Source organism: Rickettsia aeschlimannii, from assembly GCF_047973405.1.
In the GTDB taxonomy this organism is placed as follows: Bacteria; Pseudomonadota; Alphaproteobacteria; order Rickettsiales; family Rickettsiaceae; genus Rickettsia; species Rickettsia rickettsii.
In genome coordinates this window covers 67,171-87,108 of sequence record NZ_JBFQGO010000007.1, presented here as the reverse complement: position 1 = coordinate 87,108, position 19,938 = coordinate 67,171, and the positions used below count along the sequence as shown (strand labels likewise).

Genomic DNA, 19,938 nt, shown 5'->3' with positions numbered 1-19,938 from the left:
AATTTAAATGCGAGCCTGCGAAAGCAGTAGGTAAACTATGTGAGAGTACAGGCGAGTCATACAAAATTCGCTTGTATCAAGCTTTATGAATTATTCTGTACTTTTCTTTTTATTACCTCATCCATAGTACAATTAAAATATTTTGCTATTTTTAAAATAGTATCTATTTCAGGGTTGAATTCACGATTAGCTTCCGCTCTCATAATTCTGCTAACAGTCGTATAAGGGATATTAGTGACTTCGGCAAGATATTTACGATCTATCTTTTCTTGTTTTAATTTTTCTTCTAAAAATTCTTTTACTTTAGTAGCAAGTGCCATATTAATAACCTCTGAATAAATAAAGGATAGATATATACAAAGTGTGTTGAGTATTACCAGCCTTGTTACATGGATCGAAAAGCCTACTCAATGTCATTCCCGCGTAGGAGAAAATCTAGTAAAACCATATAAAAACAAGTTTTTATATGGTTATTTTATCAAATATATAACTTCTGTAGCAATATTGAAGTTATTTTGCTGAATTCCCGCCTATACGGGAAAGTTTTGTTGCGTTGATCAATTTCACCTCTGTCATCCCGCGACTTGATCGCGGGATCCAGTTAAAAATACTAAAATTATTAGTATTTTTTATTGTTTTTTGGACACCGTGGTCAAGCCACGGGGTGACACACAGGAGATTGTACCGGTCCATGCAACAATGCCTACGCGAGAATGACATAAACTGCCCCATGCAACAAAGCCCCGATTCTGCGGTAATGACATAGAGTACAAAAAAACAGAAATTACTCCTTAGGCAATAATACTTGTACAAATTCTGTTTTAGATAGATCAGCTGCTACGTTTACCATAACATCATGTTCCGTAACTTTAGACACATAGCCCACTAAAATACCTGCAGGATAAATATTACCGTGTCCAGAGGTTACTATCTCCTCATCTTTCTGTACTAAATGATTGTTAGGCAAGTATAAAATTTTACTATTATTATTATTACCTGCTAAAATACCTTGTTCTCTTGAAGAATTAGCTTTAATAGGTATTCTAGAATTAACATCGCTAATTAACATTACTTTAGCATAATTATTACTCACTTCTATTACTTTTCCTACTAATTTTCCTGAATTAACAACGATTTGATCAGGCTCAATGCCTTGCTTTTTACCTGCAGAAATTAAAGCAGTTCTAGAAAAGGGATTAAAGGAAACACTCAGTAATTTAGTAGTAATATATTCAAATTCTTCTTCCTCAGCAATCGTTAACAAATCTTTTAATGCAATGTTTTCGGCTCTTACCGATTCTACTTCACTTTGTAAATGTTGTAATCTTGCTATCTCAAGTTTAAGTTCTATATTTTTTCGTTCTAAATCTTGAAAATAAACAAATTTTTGTGTTATTGAATTTATATATTCAAATATATCGTCATAAACTGCTAAACCAGTTGATACTATACTACCAGTTACTTCAAGTGATATACTAGATATTTTTTTAGGTGTAGTAAAAAATAAATATACAGACAATCCAAGCCCAAATATAACAAAAAAACGCTTAAGAGTATTTGATATTATTCTTATTAATTCTAATGAATTTGAAGAATTTTTTACTCTATTTGCAAGTATTGCCATTTTTAATCCTGTTTAAATAGTACATGTTTTAACTTTGTAAAATCTTCAAGTACTTTTCCTGTTCCAAGTGCCACACAAGAGAGGGCATCATCTGCAACTATTACTGGCAATTTAGTGGCTTCACTAAGAACAAAATCAAGATTTCGTAATAATGAGCCGCCGCCTGTTAAAACAATTCCCTTATCAACTATATCTGAAGATAATTCAGGAGGTGTTGCTTCTAGTGCTACTTTTACCGCTTCAACAATTTGACTTACCGGTTCAATTAGACTATCAGCAATTTGTCTTTCGTTCAATATCATTTCTTTAGGAATACCGTAAATTAAATCACGTCCTTTAATTTCCATCTTTCTCGGCTCAGCATTCTCATCTACATAAGCCGTACCTATTTCTTGCTTTATCTTTTCGGCAGTAGCCTCACCTATCAATAGGTTATAGTGTCTTCTTATATATGAGATAATAGCTTCATCCATCTTATCACCTCCGACTCTTACCGACCTTGCATATACTATGCCCCCTAGTGACAAAACTGCAACTTCGGTAGTGCCTCCTCCAATATCAACAATCATCGAACCGGTCGCTTCCGTTACGGGTAGCCCTGCTCCGATCGCTGCCGCCATAGGTTCTTCAATTAAATAGACATCCCTCCCCCCTGCACTTTCTGCTGCTTCTTGGATAGCACGACGCTCAACCGGCGTAGAACCGGAAGGCACGCAAATAACAATTGTCGGCCCAAAAAAAGAGCGACGATTATGCACCATTCTAATAAAATACTTTATCATTTCCTCTGCACCCTTAAAATCAGCAATAACACCGTCTTTTAAAGGTCTTTTTGCTTCAATATCCGTAGGAGTACGCCCAAGCATCATTTTTGCTTCATGACCATAAGCATAAGGCACAAAAGCACCGTCTTTTTTTATTAACGCAATAACAGAAGGTTCCCTTAGAACAATTCCACAATTTTTTTGATAGACAATAGTATTTGCCGTACCAAGATCTATGGCCATACCGGAAGAAAACCCTTCCAAAAATTTCATTATCATTTTATTTTTTCTCTCTAAATTCTAAAAATACTTCTATAGAACTGTTAACAAAATAAACAGTCCCATAGTAAATAAAAATTTAATATAGACGAAGTTTAATTTGAAAAATTGGCATCGTCGCTTCTCATTTTTGATCCTCACTTAGTATTCTAAGCTGTGGTCAAAAATTCTGAGACTTCTCGCTCTTTTCCAAATTAAACTTCGTCTATATTAAATTTCTTTATAATGTAACATAATAAAGTTACTAATAAAAAATATTAACATACTAGGTAATAAAATAGCAGCAATTAAAGACAAATTATTATAAGTAAGTATTTTTAATAATATTTCTGATAACGAATATGATATAAAACCTGAAAATAAACCTAATAGCAGTATTTTTTCTTGGTAATTATCACGCTGTTTAAGACTAATAAAACAACTTGCTAAAATTACGGTTGCCATCATCATTATAGGCTTAAATAATTGCTTGTAATAATAAATTTGATAATTAATAGCCGGTAAACCTGAATTTAATAATTCATTAATTAATTTAGGTAAAGCCCAAATAGAAACCATTTCAGGACGAATAAATTTATTTACTAAACTATTAATTGATAAATTTGTTTGTATAGTTAAATTATTGTAAGCCTTAGTTTCCTCTTTTGTGAAAACCTTAACTCTATTTAAATGTAACATCTTATTTTCAATAATACCGTATAATGCATCAATTCTCTTTAAAAAAGAATTATTATGATCAACAAATAAAATTGTAATATTATTTAATTTTTTCTCGGCAACATTAATAAATTGTGTTTGGATAATTTGATTTTCATCATTTAAAGCTTCAAAAAATAATAAGCCTGATTTAGATATTATCCCCTCACTCAAGGCTTTTTTAGTTAGTTTTGCTTCTAATAACTCATATTTTTGTAAGCCTATAGTACCGATAGGATTCAATATAGTCGTAAAAACTATACCTAACATTAAAGTTACAATACATGGAATAACAAGCACTTGCCAAATATGAATACCGCTAGATAACATAGCCGTTAATTCATTATTTTTTGTTAGATTTCTAAGAAAAAATAACATAGTGGTAAAACTAATTAACGAAGATACTTGATCTAGTAAATAAGGAATCTTATATAAGATAAGTCTCCAAAAAAAACTAAAAGGAACATAAATATTCTTGAATTTTTGTAAAAGATCAAAAATATTTGAGATAATTAATAGCCCGATTAAAAGAAATAATATAATAAAGAAACACTTAGAATATAATTTAGTAAGATACCAAGAAAGTGTTTTTAGATTAATCATTATAAATTCAGTGCTAATGCGAATTTAAATAAGAATTTGTGTGGTGGGGCTGGTAGGACTTGAACCTACGACCACACCGTTATGAGCGGCGTGCTCTGACCAACTGAGCTACAGCCCCTTTTCATTTGAAATTTATATAATTATTATGCAGTTGAGTCTAGTAAAATTTTTATATTTTTGAGGTATCGCCTAGAAAACAGGGCAATATGGTTCAGTTTTTTCGTCATTGTGAGGAAATTACAAAGTAATTGACGAAGCAATCTCAGGAGTTTGTTGTTATTTCATGAGATTGCCACACAGCCTATGGCTTGCAATGACGATTTGGTATCCACGCATCAACGCTTTCGCAATAATAACATCAAGTTATAAATAAAAAAAGGCCGAGTAGTAAACTCAACCTTTTAGGATACTATAATTAGTAAATAATTTTAGTGGTGTACAACTGTTACAGCTCTACGATTATAAGCAAAAGCTTCTTCAGTATTACCCATCATAGCAGGTCTATCTTTACCATAAGAGATTGTATTTAATCTGTTATGATCGATTCCTTTATAAACTAAGAATTTTTTCACTGCTGCTGCTCTTCTTTCACCTAAACCTAAGTTATATTCTCTGGTACCTCGTTCATCGCAATGTCCTTCAACAGTAACTTTTACTTCAGGATGCTTTGATAACCAGCAAGCTTGTCTCTCTAGTTCTTCCTTAGTCTTTGGTGATAAAGCAGAGCTATCAAAAGCAAACCATACGGCATTTCCTGCATGCTTCTCGAAATCTTTCATTAATGAAGTTTCTTCACCTTGGTTCATAATATTACCATCAAATTGCGGTGCTCTTTTTGTTGTATTACACCCTACAAGCACAAATAATGCAAGAAAAGCTAATGTAATCTTTGTTTTCATAATTAAACTCCTTGAGATTATAATTTATTAATATTTAATTCATTTTAGCTAGTCATAAAACTAAACTAACCAAAAGCTATGTGAGTTAGTATATATCATTATTTTATTAGTTTAAAGGCTAAAATATTATAAAATGCAATTAATGTATAAATGTGGTAAAAATATCATTTTTATAATACAAGTATATACTTTGGATAAATAGATAGATGAAGTTTAATAGGGAAAAGAGGAATCGATTTTGAAGCTTATAACCGCAGCGTATATATAAATTATGTGAGGATTATAAGCAAATAAAGTAGCCGTTGCCAATTTTTCAAATAGACATCTTCAGAAACTCGCTTATAGAGAGGAATTTGAAGGAGACACGGCACGCAGAACCGCAGCGTACATAGAGGTACGTGAGGATTCGAGTACAGGATCAACGTACAAATTACCTCTAGCAGTAGAGTTTCGGAAGATGTCTAATAAAACGAGTATATTCACCATCTAATGAATGCACTGCCCCAAGTAAGACCTGCACCGATAGCTGAAAATAGTAGAATATCACCTTTTTTTATTTTGCCTGATGCTTTGAGAGTACTCAAAGCAAGCGGAATAGAAGCAGCAGAGCAGTTAGCATGTTTTTCTACGGTTTTCACTACTTTATGCTCTTCTATATTTAATAGTTCAGCGAGTTTATTTATAATACGGATATTTGCTTGATGAGGTATAAAATAATCAATATCGCTTACACTGAATTGATTAGCATGCAGTAAATCTTTTATAGATTGTTGCATTTTTTCTATTGCATGACGAAATAATTTTTGCCCCTGCATAACTATTTTGCCACTAATACCGTTCATACTTACACCACCGTTTGTGTATAATATTTCATAATCAGCCCCACTTGAGAAGATATTACTATCTATTAAACCGGAATCATCACTACTACGCTGTAATATTACGCTACCAGCCCCATCACCGAATAAAACGCAAGTAGTCCTATCATTCCAATCTAATAACGACGTCATTTTCTCGGCTCCTATAAGCAAAATAGTTTTATATTTACCTGATGAGATAAGAGAATTTGCTACTTGTAAACCATAAACAAAGCCGGCACATACTGCTTGTAAATCAAAAGACGGTATATTAGTTAAACCAAGATAACCTTGAAGCTTAGAGGCAACCGAAGGGAAGCTATTATCGGGAGTAGTAGTACATGTAATAATTAAATCAATATCATTTACCGATATCCCTGCATCTACTACAGCTTTTTCAGCTGATTTTAAAGCAAGATGGGAAGTATATTCTGTATCACCTGCTATACGACGCTGCGTAATACCTGTTCTTGTTCTAATCCATGCATCGTTAGTATCTACGAATTTTGCAAGCTCATCATTACTAACTATTTTTGAAGGAAGATACCCGCCGCAACCAATAATTTTACAGGTCATAAATCTTTTAGGCTACTTCTTCTTCAGTTTTAATTTTCTTTGTTACTACTGGACGATTATTATAAGTACCGTCGACTAAAGAAACGTGATGCGGAAGCTTATATTCACCGGTTTGCGAATCAACTATTACGTTAACTTTGCCAAGTGCTAAGTGCGAACGTCTCATATTACGTCTTGATTTTGATGTTTTTTTCTTTGGAACTGCCATTATTAGCCTCTCTAAATATAAATTAAAAAGTATTTGTCAAATTAGTGAAGCAGTATATTATAATCCTGTAATAAAATCTAGATAAAATTAAACTTATGAAAATTTTTATAACATACATTTTTAGTATATTAGCCTTTTTTTCCTTAAGCGGCTGCAAAACTATCGAAAATAGAGGGCAATCCATAGATGATTCGGCACTTGTAAAATTAGAGTCTAAAAAACTAAATAAAACAGAAGTCGTAGAGTTAATAGGTACGCCTACTATGGTACCGGAATATTCCCAAAATACCTGGTATTATGTTGAAAGAGTTATGTCTCAAAGAGCTTGGCTTAATCCAAAAATTGAAAAGCAGAAGATAGTAAAAATTACGTTTGATGCTAATAATTTTATGCAGGAAGTAGTAGTAATAGATGATTCTCATAGACAAGATATAGAAATAGTCCATGAATATACTAGGACATATGGAACGGAGCTTAACGGACTACAAAAATTTGTTAAAAATTTAGGTAGATTCAATAAAACCACTGACGGAAATAAAAACAAAAGCAAAAATAAGAAAAAGAGATAAGTACCTTAATCATCATTGCAAGATGGCTTATCTGTGTAGATACCTAATCGTCATTGCGAGCCATAGGCTGCGTGGCAATCTCATGAAATAACAACAAACTCCTGAGATTGCTTCGTCAATTACTTACGTAATTTCCTCGGAATGACGATTTGATACTCACGCAGGCGTAACACCAACACTCATAAAACAAAAAACTATCTAATATGATTTCGATATTTAGTAAATTAAAACAAAGTTTATCTAAAACTTCTAATAAAATATCGGAAGGTATCGACAAAATATTTTACAAGAAAAAATTAGATACAGAAACTCTAGAAGAGCTAGAAGAGCTACTTATCTCAAGTGATATGAGTGTTTCGATAGTAACTAATATTATTGAAGAGTTTAAAAAGGTAAAATTTGACAAAGAAATAGATGGTGATACAGTAAAAGAAGCCCTTGCTAAATTAATAGAGCAGCAGCTATCAAAATCAGAAATTCCTTTTACCTTAAGCGAAAATAAATTAAACGTAATTTTAGTTTGCGGTGTTAACGGAGCAGGTAAAACCACGACTATAGGTAAGCTTACTGCAATGTACTCGGCACAAGGGAAAAAAGTAGCAGTTGCAGCCTGCGATACTTTTAGAGCAGCTGCCGTAAATCAGCTAAGTACTTGGGCAGATAGAGCAAATGCACTACTTATTACCGGTGAAGAATCGGCTGACCCTGCGAGTGTTGCTTATCGCGGGATGGAAGAATCGATGAAACAAAATATCGATATACTTTTTATCGATACGGCAGGTAGGCTTCATAATAAGAAAAATTTGATGGATGAACTGTCTAAGATTGTAAAAGTTATAAAAAAACTAGACGAGAATGCACCCACTCATAGCGTTTTAGTCATTGATGCTATTACCGGACAAAATACTTATAACCAAGTAGAACATTTTAATGATGCTACTAATTTGACGGGGCTTATCGTGACTAAACTAGACGGCAGTGCTAAAGCGGGCGTAATTGTCGGAGTAGTACAAAAATTTAATTTACCCTTATACTTTATCGGTATAGGCGAGAAGATAGAGGACTTAAAAATATTCAACCGACATGATTTTGCTAGAAATCTAGTGGGGTTGTGAGGTTTTGCTACGTCATTGCCCGCACAAATATTGAGTCGTCATTGTGAGCAGCTGCAGGCTGCACGGCAATCTCATGAAGTAATAATAAACTCCTGAGATTGCTTCGTCAATTGCTATGCAATTTCCTCGCAATGACGATTTAATTAAAAATAAAATCATAAAATGACTCAAAAAAATACCTTATTGCTCATAGACGGATATGGATTTGTTTTTAGAGCCTATTATGCACAACAGCCTTTAACTTCACCAAAAGGCGAGCCTGTCGGTGCTCTTTATGGTTTTACTTCAATGCTGCTAAAATTACTGAACGACTTTAAGCCTAAACATGTCGCTGTAGTATTTGACAGCGGCGGGAAAAATTTTCGCCATCAGATTTATCCCGACTATAAAGCTAACCGCCCTCCACCCCCTGAAGATTTAATTGTACAATTACCTTTAGTTCGTGATGTTGCAAGTAACTTAAATTTTCCTATTCTAGAGAAGAACGGTTATGAAGCCGATGACATTATCGCAACCTTTGCTACTAAAACTGCTACACTTGGCGAACATGTAGTCATTATCTCTTCCGATAAAGATTTATTACAGTTAATGACTGAAAACATCAAGATATATGATCCGTTAAAAGGGAAATATATTACGGAGGATGATGTTGTTAAAAAATTCGGCACTACTTCTGATAAATTACGTGAAGTAATGGCTTTAATCGGCGATAGATCGGATAATATTCCGGGTGTGCCATCTATTGGACCAAAAACTGCAAGTAGTCTTATAACACAATTTGGTTCTGTAGAAAATATATTTAACTCTTTAGACCAAGTCTCAAGCGTAAAACAACGTGAAACTTTACAAAATTCAAGAGAAGCGGCGTTAATTTCATGGCAGTTAATAGGGCTTGATTCTAATGTTGATTTAGATTTTCAGCTAAATAATTTAGAATGGTCACCTCCAAATAGCGATAAATTAACAGGATTTTTACAGGAATACGGTTTTAGATCTTTATATAAAAGAGTAGGAAATTTATTGGATATTAAAATTAATGACCACAAAGAGATAGCAGATAATAAAGTAACGGAAATAAAAGAAATTAATAATGCTAATGAGTTAGCAGACTTTGCTAAAGAAGCTGAGAAAATAGGAATATTCGGGATATATTTATTACAGCATAAAGGAGCTAATCTTGCTTTTATTTTATCACTGCAAAACCAAAGCTATATTATTAAAATTTCAAACACTTCTCATGATCTATTTTCTTATAATACTAAAACTAATAACAACTGGTTTTCGGATATAATCTTCAATTTACTAACCGATAAATCCATAAAAAAAATTACTTACTCTCTTAAACCTCTACTTAAATTTTATGCAAACCAATCTCATGACATTACGGCTATAGAAGACTTAGAATTAATGCAGTATGCGTTATCTGCCGGTTTATCACAGAAAAATTTATTTAAAGAAGTTTTGAAAGAAACTTTGATAGAAAATATAATTATCGAATCAGCAAAAATAGTAATAAACTTTATCTCACTTTATAAGCAAACTATATTGGAGCTTAAAGACAACAAAACCTTTAGACTTTATAGCGACATTGATTTACCTATTTGTTTTATTTTAGATAAAATGGAGAAAGTGGGTATTACAGTAGATGCTAATTACCTAAAACAATTATCCGCTGAATTTGGAACAGAAATTCTAAAACTTGAAGAAGAAATTTTTGCTCTTAGCGGAACTAAATTTAATATTGGTTCGCCAAAACAATTAGGCGAAATCTTGTTCGAAAAAATGCAATTACCTTTCGGTAAAGCTTCAGCTAAAGCAAGCTCTTACTCAACGGGAGCGGAAATACTAGAAAAACTTAGTGAGCATGGATATAATATTGCAGATTTGTTATTAAGATGGCGGCAACTGACAAAATTAAAGAATACCTACACCGATAGTTTGCCGAAACAAATAGATAATATAACACATAGAGTACATACGACATTTTTACAAACTTCTACCACTACAGGAAGACTTAGCTCACAAGAACCTAATCTACAAAATGTACCTATTCGCTCTAGTGAGGGGAATCAAATCAGACAAGCTTTTATTGCTGAAGAAGGTTATAAACTAATATCTGCCGATTATTCTCAAATTGAGCTTAGAATATTAAGCCATATCGCAAATATAGATGCACTAAAACAAGCATTTATCAATAAAGACGATATCCATACTCAAACTGCTTGTCAGATCTTTAACTTACAAAAACATGAACTAACTAGCGAACATAGGCGTAAAGCAAAAGCTATAAATTTTGGTATCATTTACGGTATAAGTGCTTTTGGGCTTGCTAAGCAATTAAACGTTACTACCGGCGAAGCATCCGAATATATCAAGAAATATTTTGCTGAATATAAAGGAGTGCAAGAATATATGGAGCAAACAAAAGCTTTTGCAAGTAGCAACGGCTATGTCACAAATTTCTTTGGCAGAAAATGTTTTGTACCTCTAATTCATGATAAAAAGCTTAAACAATTTGCAGAACGTGCGGCTATTAATGCTCCGATTCAAGGAACTAATGCCGATATAATTAAAATTGCTATGATCAATCTAGATCAAGAAATAGAAAAACGTAAACTTAAAACAAGATTAGTACTGCAAATTCATGATGAATTACTATTTGAAGCACCGATTGATGAAGTAGAAATTATAACACCTATTATTAAAAAAATCATGGAAAATTCTACTAATATGGATGTACCGATTATAACCGAAATTAGAGTAGGTAATAACTGGATGGAAATTCATTGAAGGTGTATAATTCCTAGCTAAAGGCGGCGTTATTGCGGGAATGACATAAAAAATCATATATTAATATAACATTTAAAGAATCTTAAAAAGAGCGTAATGTATGAAAAATTTTATATTCACGTCTGAGTCAGTCTCTGAAGGGCATCCGGACAAAATTGCCGATCAAATTTCAGATACGGTACTTGATGAGATTCTAAAACAAGACCCTAACGGTCGTATTGCCTGTGAAACATTTGTAACAACCGGTCTAGTTCTAGTGAGCGGCGAATTACTACTAGTACCTATGTGGATATTGAGCAAATAGTACGTAGCAAGATACAAGAAATCGGCTATAATAATCCAAATTATGGATTTGACGGTAGCTGTTGTGCCGTAATTTTAGCTATCACTAAACAATCACCCGATATAGCTATGGGTGTTGACAATGCAAATGACGATGAAATAGGTGCAGGAGACCAAAGTATGGTTTTCGGTTATGCCTGTAATGAAACGGATAGTTTCATGCCCGCACCGGTTTATTACGCTCATTTATTAATGAAAAGGCAAGCATATTTACGTAAACAAAATGTCTTGGCTTGGCTTAGACCCGATGCAAAATCTCAAGTCATGTTACGATATGAAAATAACAAACCAATTGCCATTGATGCAGTAGTTTTATCAACTCATCATCACCAGGAAATACAACAAAAAGACCTTATTGAAGCAGTAATGGAAGAAATTATTAAACAGGCATTACCAAGCAATTTACTTCATAAAGACACTAAATACCTAATTAATCCGACGGGTCGGTTTGTTATAGGCGATCCCGTTGCAGATTGCGGTTTAACCGATAGGAAAATTATCGTGGACAGCTATGGAGGAATGACAAGACACGGAGGCGGTTGCTTTTCTGGAAAAGATCCAACAAAAATAGATAATAGGTCGGCTGCTTACATGGTACGCTATATTGCTAAGAATATAGTAGGAGCAGGACTTGCCAATCACTGTGAAATACAAATATCCTAAGCAATAGGCATAGCTGCTCCCGTCTCTGTTTATGCTGAAACTTACGGTACTAGCAAATTAAGCAACGAACAAATTACTAAGCTCATAACACAGCATTTTGATATGCGTCCAGGAAGAATTATTAAACATCTTAAGCTTCGCACTCCATGTTATCAAAAAACGGCTTCTTACGGTCATTTCGGCCGAGAAGATGAAAATTTTACATGGGAGCAATTAGATAAAGTAGATATATTGAGGTGGATAATTATTAACATTTATTTATTCGTAATACATGATTATTTTTATCCTTGTTTAACTAGCTAGTTGAAAATATGACTGAGGATATAAATAATGATAAAAAGTTCGGTCACTTAGAAAATTATGATAATGAACTTACAAATACTGCTCTAAAAGAGAATAACCAAAATAAGCTGAAAGAGCATTATGAAAATATCACTCAAGCCTTAAATAACATATGGAAATGTATGAAGCAAAAGCAACTCAGTACCGCGAAATGCTTGACGATGCCCGTACCTATGATAAATCCACAAAAGATTATAATTTAGGCTCAGCTCATTTTATAACAGCTAGCGTATAAAATATAAAGCTTTACTTGGAGCTTATAAAGTTTTAAATCCTGACGAAAATATAGGTAAAAAATTAGACCATTTTATGGATGGCTTAGATGAGATTTATAAGCAATCCTTTTTAGTACGTAATTTAACTAGCTCAACTGAATTACCACCAGCAGAACAGTTAAAAAAATTTTTAGAAAAAACTACAGATGAAATATATGATAAACTGCAAAAAACCGGAGAAGCATATTTATCATATTCTAATGCTCCTACTAATACAGAATTACATGCAAATGTTATAAAATATTCTAAAGAAAATGGAAAAAATTATCGTATATATATAATGCCGGTGCTGGGGTAAGAGCAGATAATTCAAAGCTAAATTAAACACCAAAAGATCAATTATCTAAAATAAATGAAACAATAGAAGTAAGAAGTAAAGCAAAATTCAGCTCAATTAAATATGAACTCAAAAATCAAACAGATAAAGAAATAAAAGATAGTATATTTTCTATATTATCTATAAATGAAATAGAAGCGATAAAAGCTCATAATAACGGAATCAACAGATTCAAATCAGAACAATTTATTAATCCAACAGCTGATTCAAGAAGAACAGTTACCGGGCAAACTTTAGGGAATTGTAGTAGCAGGTCAATAAGAGAAGTTTTAAGAGACAATGTACCGGATTCAGAATTTGGTGAAATATATGATTTTATTACACAAAATCAAGTATCACAAATAATATCAAACTTAGAAAGTGAACAAAAAAATTTAGCAAATATCTTAAATATACCTTTAATAAAAGAACAAAGTATCTCAAATACAACTTATCAAAATCAATTTCAAAAAGATATTGCCAATTCAGCTACTAATTATTGTGATACTTTTTTTTATAATGAAGGGCATACACCAAGCACAAAAGAAAAGTTATTTAATAAAGTTGCTGAAGAATCGAATTTAAAGTATATCAAGATTGATCTAGTAGATTTTTTATCTACTGTGTTTCTTCCCTATAAGGACACTGATTTACCTATTACTGAGGATCTTTTAAAGCCTGTTATAAACCATATCCAAACTTGTTTTGAAGACCACAAAATCGCTCCCTCAAAAAAAAGTTTTAGAAAATTATAGATTATATAAATCTAACAAAGAACAAATCATTAAAGAGCTATCAGCAAAATGCTTAAGTGATAAAGATATAAATATACTTATCAAAGCACAAATACAAGCGAAAATAGCAAACCGCCCGGCTATAGATATTTTCCAACAAATGAAACAAAGTAATACTAACCCTAAACCGCTAGAGCTATCGGAAGAACATAAGAAATTGGATGATGTCATAAAAGATATGGCACAAAAATACAAATGACTATACCGGAAGCAAAAACATTCGAAGAAATCACTCAAATGGTCAAAGATTATTAGTAAAAATAAATTTAATGAATAAATAACACCTATAAAAGCCCAAAAATTAGTAGATGAATTTACGCAGCAAACTCTAGATATTTTTGGAGAGAATAAATTAATAGACTCACCTATAATTGAAACAAAAAATGAGCATATTAATATATCGCTCCCGAACATAGAAACACAAGAAACTACTAACCTTAACTTGGATACAATACACTCAAAAAATTCCCCTGTATCAAGCTTTTTGAATGATGCTGTACTTAAAGAAGAAAAACAAAATTTAGTAAATGCACTAATAACTGAAGTTAATAAAAATCTACCTAATAATACAGGAGTATTAGAAGATAAAAAACAAGAAGTTAAAACCAATAATACATTCAATAAAAATTCAGAACCTAAAAAACAAACTATCAAAAATAAATTTTATAAGTATTTAAGTAAATTAACGAGAAAATTGGGATTAAAATCCATAAGTAATCATTTTAAAGAATTAATTAAAGATCCAAATCTTGAGCAAAATATCAATTTAGAAAAAGAAGCAAAGTTAATAGCAGACAAACATCGACTAACAAAATATATGGAACTTAGCGATAACAAAAATAATAATGCAGTATTTAGCGGTAAAAAAATATCAAAGAATATTACTCAATTATAGATTCATTTTACCATCAATTCAGGTATTGCCTATAAAAAGTTAACTCAAGGTTTCGATGTCATTCCTACAAGGCATTGGCTTTGTTGCATGGCTCGTTTTTTTCGTCATTGCGAGGGAAATTACGCAGTAATTGTACTTCCGCAATCTCAGGAGTTTGTTATTATTTCATGAGATTGCCATGCAGCCTATGGCTGCTCACAATGACGACTCGGTATCCACACAACAATGGCTTGCGGGAATGACAGCAGAAAACCGAACCACGCGACAACTACGCTATTTACTATATCCTTTTAAAATCTCAAAATCTTGCCCTTGGAGCAAGAATTTTTCAGGTAATGTAATTTTTGCTACAAAATTCTTTACATCTGCGCTTTGTAAATAGATTGTAGCTTTAGCATTACTCTGATCTTCGTTATTTATACGAGCTGCAAGCAAGGTTACTATCTGCCGTAATTCTTCATGATTTTGTGGATAAAACTGTAGTTCAAATTGTTTATTATTAATTGCATCCTCAATTGATGAAAAGCTTTTTGCTGTTAGTTTTATTCCTCCCTCATCTTTAACTATGTCACAATTAACAACTACCAAACTTTTAACATCAAGTAAATGTACATAATCTTTTAAAACTTCCTCACTAAAAATACTAAGTTCAAAGATATTCTCAGGATCGGAAAGCACGAGCGTCACAAACCTACCTCTTGCCGACATACGAGAATCCTTTTTTTGTATTACACCGGCAAGATTTACTCGGTTAGTACCATCAGGTAAGTTATTATGCAAATCCGCAGTATTTAAAATATTTAAACGACTAAATATTTCTTGATATTCCGTAAGAGGATGATTAGAGATAAATAAACCCATAGCCTCAAATTCATAAAAGGCTAAAGTATTTTTATCGGCATAATCGCTTGATACTAAAATAGTTGGACTTAAACTAGAAACTTTAATTAAGCTAAATTGATTAGATTCCTGCTCTTCGTGATATGAAGTTGAATAAGAAAGCAATTTTGGGATGCTTGACAATAATTGCAATCGATTATCATGCAGCTCATCAAAACAGCCTGACTTGATTAAATTTTCCAATAATTTACTGTTAATAGATTTGGGGGGTAATCTTTCAATAAAATCAGTAATTGATTTAAACGCCCCTCTTGCTTTTCGCTCATCCGTTACTAACTTACCAAAATTCGGCGTGACTCCCTTAATAGCACCTAAGGCAAAGATTATTGCACCCGCGATGTCATACCGTGGCTTGACCACGGTATCTTTTGAAATTTCCTGGATACCGCGATCAAGTCGCGGTATGACAGGCTTTACGCTATGCGGGATGACAGTGTCCGAAAACTTTACACTAAAATATCCTTCAGAAATATTAATATTAGGTGCAGTAATTTTTATGCCGTTATCTTTTGCTTCTTGTAAAAATAAATTAATTTTATCGTGATTATTCAATTCAAGATTTAAGCATGCTACTAAAAATTCAGCAGAATAATTAGCTTTAAGATATGCAGTTTGGTATGAAATAACACCGTAAGACGCAGCATGTGCCTTATTAAAACCGTATCCAGCAAATTTAGCCACGGTCGCAAAAATGGATTTAGCTTGAGATTCCGAAATATTATTAGCAATTGCTCCTTTAACAAAAATTTCTTCCTGCTCCTCCATTTCTTTTTTTATCTTCTTACCCATTGCTCTACGAAGTAAATCGGCAGCTCCTAGCGTATAACCTGCAAGAACCTGAGCAATTCTTTGTACCTGCTCCTGATATATCACCACTCCGTAAGTTTCTTCTAAGATTGGCTTCAATAGCTCATGTAAATAATCAGGCTGTTGTAATTTATGCTTACAAGCTATATAGGTAGGAATATTTTCCATAGGACCAGGACGGTATAACGCACCAAGAGCTATCAAATCATGTATAGAATCAGGTTTAAGGCGTCTAAGTGCATCTTTCATCCCGATACTTTCAAATTGGAAAACGCCGACTCCTTTACCTTTACACAACATTTGATAAGTCTTATTATCATCAAACGTCATATTGTTAAAATCTACTTCTATCCCTCGCTCTTTAAGCAATTTCTTACAATCGGTAATAACCGTTAGGGTTTGTAGCCCTAAAAAATCAAATTTAATTAAACCGGCAATCTCGGAATATTTCATAGAATAACCGACTACCAGCATATCGGAGTTAGCATCTTTATATACCGGTACTATATCGACTAAATCAGTACCTGCTATTACGATTCCTGCAGCATGAGTTGAGGAATGCCTATGCAGCCCCTCAAGAATTAACGAAGTATCAAGCACTAGCTTAATTAACTCCGCTTCACCGTCTAAATTATACAACCCATTACCTTTAGCGGCATTTGCAAGCTCCGGAACTTCACGCATCGCCTGTTCTAAGCTAACTGGATTAACTGCACTAAAAGGGACAAGCTCCGTTAGATAATCAGCGAATTTATAAGGTAAGCTAAGCACACGAGCGACATCCTTAATTACAGCCTTTGCCTGCATCTTACCGAAAGTTATAATCTGTCCTACTCTATTATTACCGTATTTGGAACGTACGTAATTAATTACTTCCTCACGCCTTTCCTGACAAAAATCAATATCAAAATCAGGCATTGAAATACGTTCAGGATTTAAAAATCTTTCAAATAATAAGCCAAATTTAATCGGATCGAGATCAGTAATAAGCAAGCTCCAAGCAACAACCGAGCCTGCTCCCGATCCTCTACCCGGTCCAACTAAAATACCCTCTTTTTTACTCCATTTAATAAAATCGGATACAATCAAAAAATAACCGGCAAAATTCATATTACAGATAATATCCAGTTCATAATTAAGACGAGCAAAATATTCGGTTTTCAATTCTTCTTGATTCTCTAACGGAATATTTTCAGATTTAAACTTTGTAGCAAGCCTTGCAAGCAACCCTTCTTTTGCATCTTTTCTAATTAAATCCGTTTCACTAATATCTTTGGTGGCAAAATTAGGCAGCATCGGCGGATTTGCATGTGCGGCAAAATAACAACGCTCTCTTAAATTCACGGTATTTTGGATGGCACTAGGTAAATCGGAAAAAAGCTCTATCATCTCATGCGGTGATCTAAAATAACAATTTTCACTAACTGTTTTTCGATCCGGATATTCTTTAGTAACACCGGCTGATATACATAACAATACATCATGTGCATCATGCATGCTTTTCTCACTAAACAAAACTTTATTAGTAGCAACAAGCGGAATAGCAAGCTCGGCAGCAATTCTAATATAACTATCCTCAATAAACTGTTCTTCCGGTAGCTCATGTCTCATAATCTCAAAGTAAAAACGATCTCCTAAAATTTCCTGTAATTTACGTGCAAACAGCATCGCTTGCTCCTCGTTGCGAGCTAGCAAGCATTTTCCGACAATACCGTCGGTATAACAGCATAATCCTATTAATCCTTCTTGATATTCGATTAAATCTTCAAAACCAATGTGATCGCATATCTTACGATCATTTTTAGTAAAAGTAAGGCTTGATAGTTTGAGTAAATTTTTATAGCCAGTTTCATCCTTAGCTATAAGCAAAATTTGAGCAAAAATATCTATATCGTATTTTATATTTAGAATAACTCCGTGTATCGGCTGCAGTCCTTTTTTTACTGCATATAATGCAAACTCTAATGAGCCGAATAAATTTCCCTTATCTGCCAAACAAATAGCAGGCATTTTATTCGCTGAAGCAAGTTCTACTACCTTCTCAATCGTTAATGCACTTTCTAGAAAAGAATAAGAGCTTTGAGTTCTTAAATGAATAAATTCAGGTCGCATTTTAAATTAATGTTAAAGTTTATTGTATTACTGTATGACTCTTTATGTCATTCCCGCGAAGGCCGGGATCCAGAGTAAATAAAGCAAGATAAATCAAGCTTTTAAAAAGCTTTAAAGTACTGGTTCCCGCCTTCGCGGGAATGACATCGGAAGCCTTAACGACAAGACTAAATTTTACTTCCGACTGCATAATATCTAAAACCGATTTTTTTCATTGCTTCATTATCTAGTATATTTCTAAGATCAATGATTATCGGCGATTTTACTAAATCATGAATTTCTTGCCAATTAAGTTTTTTAAATTCTGACCATTCAGTTGCAATAACTATAATATTTACTGATTTACAGGCTTCAACTGCTGAATCTAAATATAGCAAACTTTTATGTTCCAAATTCTTTTTAGCATTTTCAAGACCGATAGGATCAAATGCTTTAACATATACATCTTTATTTAATAAGATCTTTACAATTTCGATGGCAGGGCTTGCTCTCACATCATTTGTTCCTGCTTTATATGTTAAGCCTAAAATTGCTATATTTTTACCTTTTAAATCTCCGTCTAACAAAGTAGCTATTTTATCTACCATATTACTTGGACGCTGCTTATTACTTTTAATTACTGCCTTAAGAATCCTACAATCTATATGATGATTTTCTACAAGATTATTTAACGCTAGAATATCTTTTGGAAAGCACGAACCGCCAAAACCAGGTCCTGCATTTAAAAAATTTTGACCGATTCTTTGGTCAAGTCCTACACCTTTAGATAAATCTTTAATATTACCGCCGATTTTTTCACATAAATCAGCCATCTCATTAATAAAAGCAATTTTGGTAGCTAAGAAACTATTTGAAGCATATTTAATAAGTTCGCTTGTCACTAAATCGGTAACCACAAACTTTGCACCTTGTTCTATTAAAGGTGCATAAATTTTTCGCAATATTTCCTCTGATTCTTTATTATTTACACCGATAACTATACGATCAGGATATAAAAAATCTTCTACTGCACTCCCCTCTCTTAAAAACTCAGGATTAGAAGCAACATTAAATGAAAAGCCTCTTGATTTTAAATAAGCTATAATATTACTGCAACTACCCGGCGGAACGGTAGATTTTATGACTATTAAACAATCTTTATTTATATGCTCGGAAACTTTATCAATAGCATCATAAACATATTTTAAATCCGCTTCTCCCAACCATTTTGAAGGTGTACCGACCGTAATAAATATTGCATCGGCATTTTGAAGTTCATTATTATAAATATTTGTAAATTTTAACCTATCAGATTCTAAAGCTTGCTTAAGATACTCATCAAGTTTAGCTTCATAAATCGGTAATATTTGCTTATTTAATTTGGATATTTTAACCTCATCATTATCAAGACAAGTAACATTATGACCTAAATAGCCCATAATAATACCTGAGACTAATCCCACATATCCGCTACCGATAAATGTAATATTCATAATTTTTTGTGATTTTTATATTAAATTTTTAAATTATACG

Annotated in this window: 15 protein-coding genes, 1 tRNA gene and 3 pseudogenes; 9 read left to right on the top strand and 10 right to left on the bottom strand. The window is 32.9% G+C overall.

Annotation, left to right across the window (positions count from 1 at the left end; genetic code table 11):
• Positions 1–83 precede the first annotated feature (83 nt).
• The 6 genes from AB4K15_RS06510 to pal form a co-directional block, all read right to left on the bottom strand.
• Positions 84–320 (bottom strand): helix-turn-helix domain-containing protein, encoded by a 237-nt coding sequence (locus AB4K15_RS06510; RefSeq protein WP_004997409.1) that lies wholly within the window; start codon positions 318–320, stop codon positions 84–86.
• Between the two features lie 464 nt (positions 321–784).
• A complete protein-coding gene (gene mreC, locus AB4K15_RS06505; protein WP_500225356.1) occupies positions 785–1,624 on the bottom strand; it encodes a rod shape-determining protein MreC in 840 nt (279 codons plus the stop codon).
• Between the two features lie 2 nt (positions 1,625–1,626).
• Entirely contained in the window at positions 1,627–2,667 is a 1,041-nt protein-coding gene (locus AB4K15_RS06500) for a rod shape-determining protein (RefSeq protein WP_010977764.1), read from the bottom strand.
• 210 nt (positions 2,668–2,877) lie between these two features.
• Positions 2,878–3,966, bottom strand: coding sequence for an LptF/LptG family permease (locus AB4K15_RS06495; protein ID WP_500225353.1), 1,089 nt, complete (start codon positions 3,964–3,966; stop codon positions 2,878–2,880).
• A gap of 41 nt (positions 3,967–4,007) precedes the next feature.
• Positions 4,008–4,084, bottom strand: a tRNA-Ile gene (locus tag AB4K15_RS06490).
• Positions 4,085–4,394: 310 nt separating this feature from the next.
• Positions 4,395–4,865 (bottom strand): peptidoglycan-associated lipoprotein Pal, encoded by a 471-nt coding sequence (gene pal / locus AB4K15_RS06485; protein WP_032073612.1) that lies wholly within the window; start codon positions 4,863–4,865, stop codon positions 4,395–4,397.
• A gap of 216 nt (positions 4,866–5,081) precedes the next feature.
• Between pal and AB4K15_RS06480 the strand changes: the two are divergent.
• Positions 5,082–5,355: pseudogene (locus AB4K15_RS06480) on the top strand (palindromic element RPE1 domain-containing protein).
• On the opposite strand, the gene AB4K15_RS06475 reads toward AB4K15_RS06480, so the two are convergent.
• Complete coding sequence (locus AB4K15_RS06475) at positions 5,345–6,298, bottom strand: beta-ketoacyl-ACP synthase III (protein WP_032073613.1); 954 nt, start codon at positions 6,296–6,298, stop codon at positions 5,345–5,347. The pseudogene AB4K15_RS06480 and the gene AB4K15_RS06475 overlap by 11 nt on opposite strands.
• Positions 6,299–6,305: 7 nt before the next feature.
• Complete coding sequence (rpmF, locus tag AB4K15_RS06470; protein WP_014014787.1) at positions 6,306–6,506, bottom strand: 50S ribosomal protein L32; 201 nt, start codon at positions 6,504–6,506, stop codon at positions 6,306–6,308.
• Between the two features lie 95 nt (positions 6,507–6,601).
• Here rpmF and AB4K15_RS06465 point away from each other — a divergent pair, with 95 nt between their 5' ends.
• The 8 genes and pseudogenes from AB4K15_RS06465 (at position 6,602) to AB4K15_RS06430 (ending at position 14,607) form a co-directional block, all read left to right on the top strand.
• Positions 6,602–7,075: an outer membrane protein assembly factor BamE gene (locus AB4K15_RS06465; protein WP_014392786.1), complete on the top strand. Its 474-nt coding sequence runs from the start codon at positions 6,602–6,604 to the stop codon at positions 7,073–7,075.
• Positions 7,076–7,278: 203 nt separating this feature from the next.
• The gene (gene ftsY / locus AB4K15_RS06460; RefSeq protein WP_032073614.1) at positions 7,279–8,190 is read left to right on the top strand and encodes a signal recognition particle-docking protein FtsY; all 912 of its coding nucleotides are present in this window, start codon (positions 7,279–7,281) and stop codon (positions 8,188–8,190) included.
• A 162-nt stretch (positions 8,191–8,352) separates the two neighbouring features.
• Positions 8,353–10,980, top strand: a complete 2,628-nt coding sequence (polA, locus tag AB4K15_RS06455) for a DNA polymerase I (RefSeq protein ID WP_032073615.1) — start codon at positions 8,353–8,355, stop codon at positions 10,978–10,980.
• Between the two features lie 100 nt (positions 10,981–11,080).
• Positions 11,081–12,288 (top strand): annotated as a pseudogene (metK, locus tag AB4K15_RS06450) (methionine adenosyltransferase).
• An 8-nt stretch (positions 12,289–12,296) separates the two neighbouring features.
• Positions 12,297–12,562: pseudogene (locus tag AB4K15_RS06445) on the top strand (hypothetical protein).
• 74 nt (positions 12,563–12,636) lie between these two features.
• Positions 12,637–12,900, top strand: coding sequence for a hypothetical protein (locus AB4K15_RS06440; protein ID WP_032073617.1), 264 nt, complete (start codon positions 12,637–12,639; stop codon positions 12,898–12,900).
• A 723-nt stretch (positions 12,901–13,623) separates the two neighbouring features.
• On the top strand, positions 13,624–13,911 hold the full coding sequence (locus tag AB4K15_RS06435; protein ID WP_500225347.1) for a hypothetical protein: 288 nt from the start codon (positions 13,624–13,626) through the stop codon (positions 13,909–13,911).
• Between the two features lie 495 nt (positions 13,912–14,406).
• Positions 14,407–14,607, top strand: a complete 201-nt coding sequence (locus AB4K15_RS06430) for a hypothetical protein (RefSeq protein WP_032073662.1) — start codon at positions 14,407–14,409, stop codon at positions 14,605–14,607.
• A gap of 273 nt (positions 14,608–14,880) precedes the next feature.
• Here the strand turns inward: AB4K15_RS06430 and dnaE are convergent, their stop codons facing one another.
• Positions 14,881–18,426, bottom strand: a complete 3,546-nt coding sequence (gene dnaE / locus AB4K15_RS06425; protein WP_032073618.1) for a DNA polymerase III subunit alpha — start codon at positions 18,424–18,426, stop codon at positions 14,881–14,883.
• Between the two features lie 167 nt (positions 18,427–18,593).
• On the bottom strand, positions 18,594–19,898 hold the full coding sequence (locus tag AB4K15_RS06420) for a UDP-glucose dehydrogenase family protein (RefSeq protein WP_032073619.1): 1,305 nt from the start codon (positions 19,896–19,898) through the stop codon (positions 18,594–18,596).
• Positions 19,899–19,938 lie beyond the last annotated feature (40 nt).

What these genes read in the sequence shown, in the direction of transcription:
- AB4K15_RS06510 (WP_004997409.1), bottom strand. Translation starts at nt 320, where the DNA reads ATGGCACTTGCTACTAAAGTAAAAGAATTTTTAGAAGAAAAATTAAAA.
- mreC (WP_500225356.1), bottom strand. Translation starts at nt 1,624, where the DNA reads ATGGCAATACTTGCAAATAGAGTAAAAAATTCTTCAAATTCATTAGAA.
- AB4K15_RS06500 (WP_010977764.1), bottom strand. Translation starts at nt 2,667, where the DNA reads ATGATAATGAAATTTTTGGAAGGGTTTTCTTCCGGTATGGCCATAGAT.
- AB4K15_RS06495 (WP_500225353.1), bottom strand. Translation starts at nt 3,966, where the DNA reads ATGATTAATCTAAAAACACTTTCTTGGTATCTTACTAAATTATATTCT.
- pal (WP_032073612.1), bottom strand. Translation starts at nt 4,865, where the DNA reads ATGAAAACAAAGATTACATTAGCTTTTCTTGCATTATTTGTGCTTGTA.
- AB4K15_RS06475 (WP_032073613.1), bottom strand. Translation starts at nt 6,298, where the DNA reads ATGACCTGTAAAATTATTGGTTGCGGCGGGTATCTTCCTTCAAAAATA.
- rpmF (WP_014014787.1), bottom strand. Translation starts at nt 6,506, where the DNA reads ATGGCAGTTCCAAAGAAAAAAACATCAAAATCAAGACGTAATATGAGA.
- AB4K15_RS06465 (WP_014392786.1), top strand. Translation starts at nt 6,602, where the DNA reads ATGAAAATTTTTATAACATACATTTTTAGTATATTAGCCTTTTTTTCC.
- ftsY (WP_032073614.1), top strand. Translation starts at nt 7,279, where the DNA reads ATGATTTCGATATTTAGTAAATTAAAACAAAGTTTATCTAAAACTTCT.
- polA (WP_032073615.1), top strand. Translation starts at nt 8,353, where the DNA reads ATGACTCAAAAAAATACCTTATTGCTCATAGACGGATATGGATTTGTT.
- AB4K15_RS06440 (WP_032073617.1), top strand. Translation starts at nt 12,637, where the DNA reads ATGGATGGCTTAGATGAGATTTATAAGCAATCCTTTTTAGTACGTAAT.
- dnaE (WP_032073618.1), bottom strand. Translation starts at nt 18,426, where the DNA reads ATGCGACCTGAATTTATTCATTTAAGAACTCAAAGCTCTTATTCTTTT.
- AB4K15_RS06420 (WP_032073619.1), bottom strand. Translation starts at nt 19,898, where the DNA reads ATGAATATTACATTTATCGGTAGCGGATATGTGGGATTAGTCTCAGGT.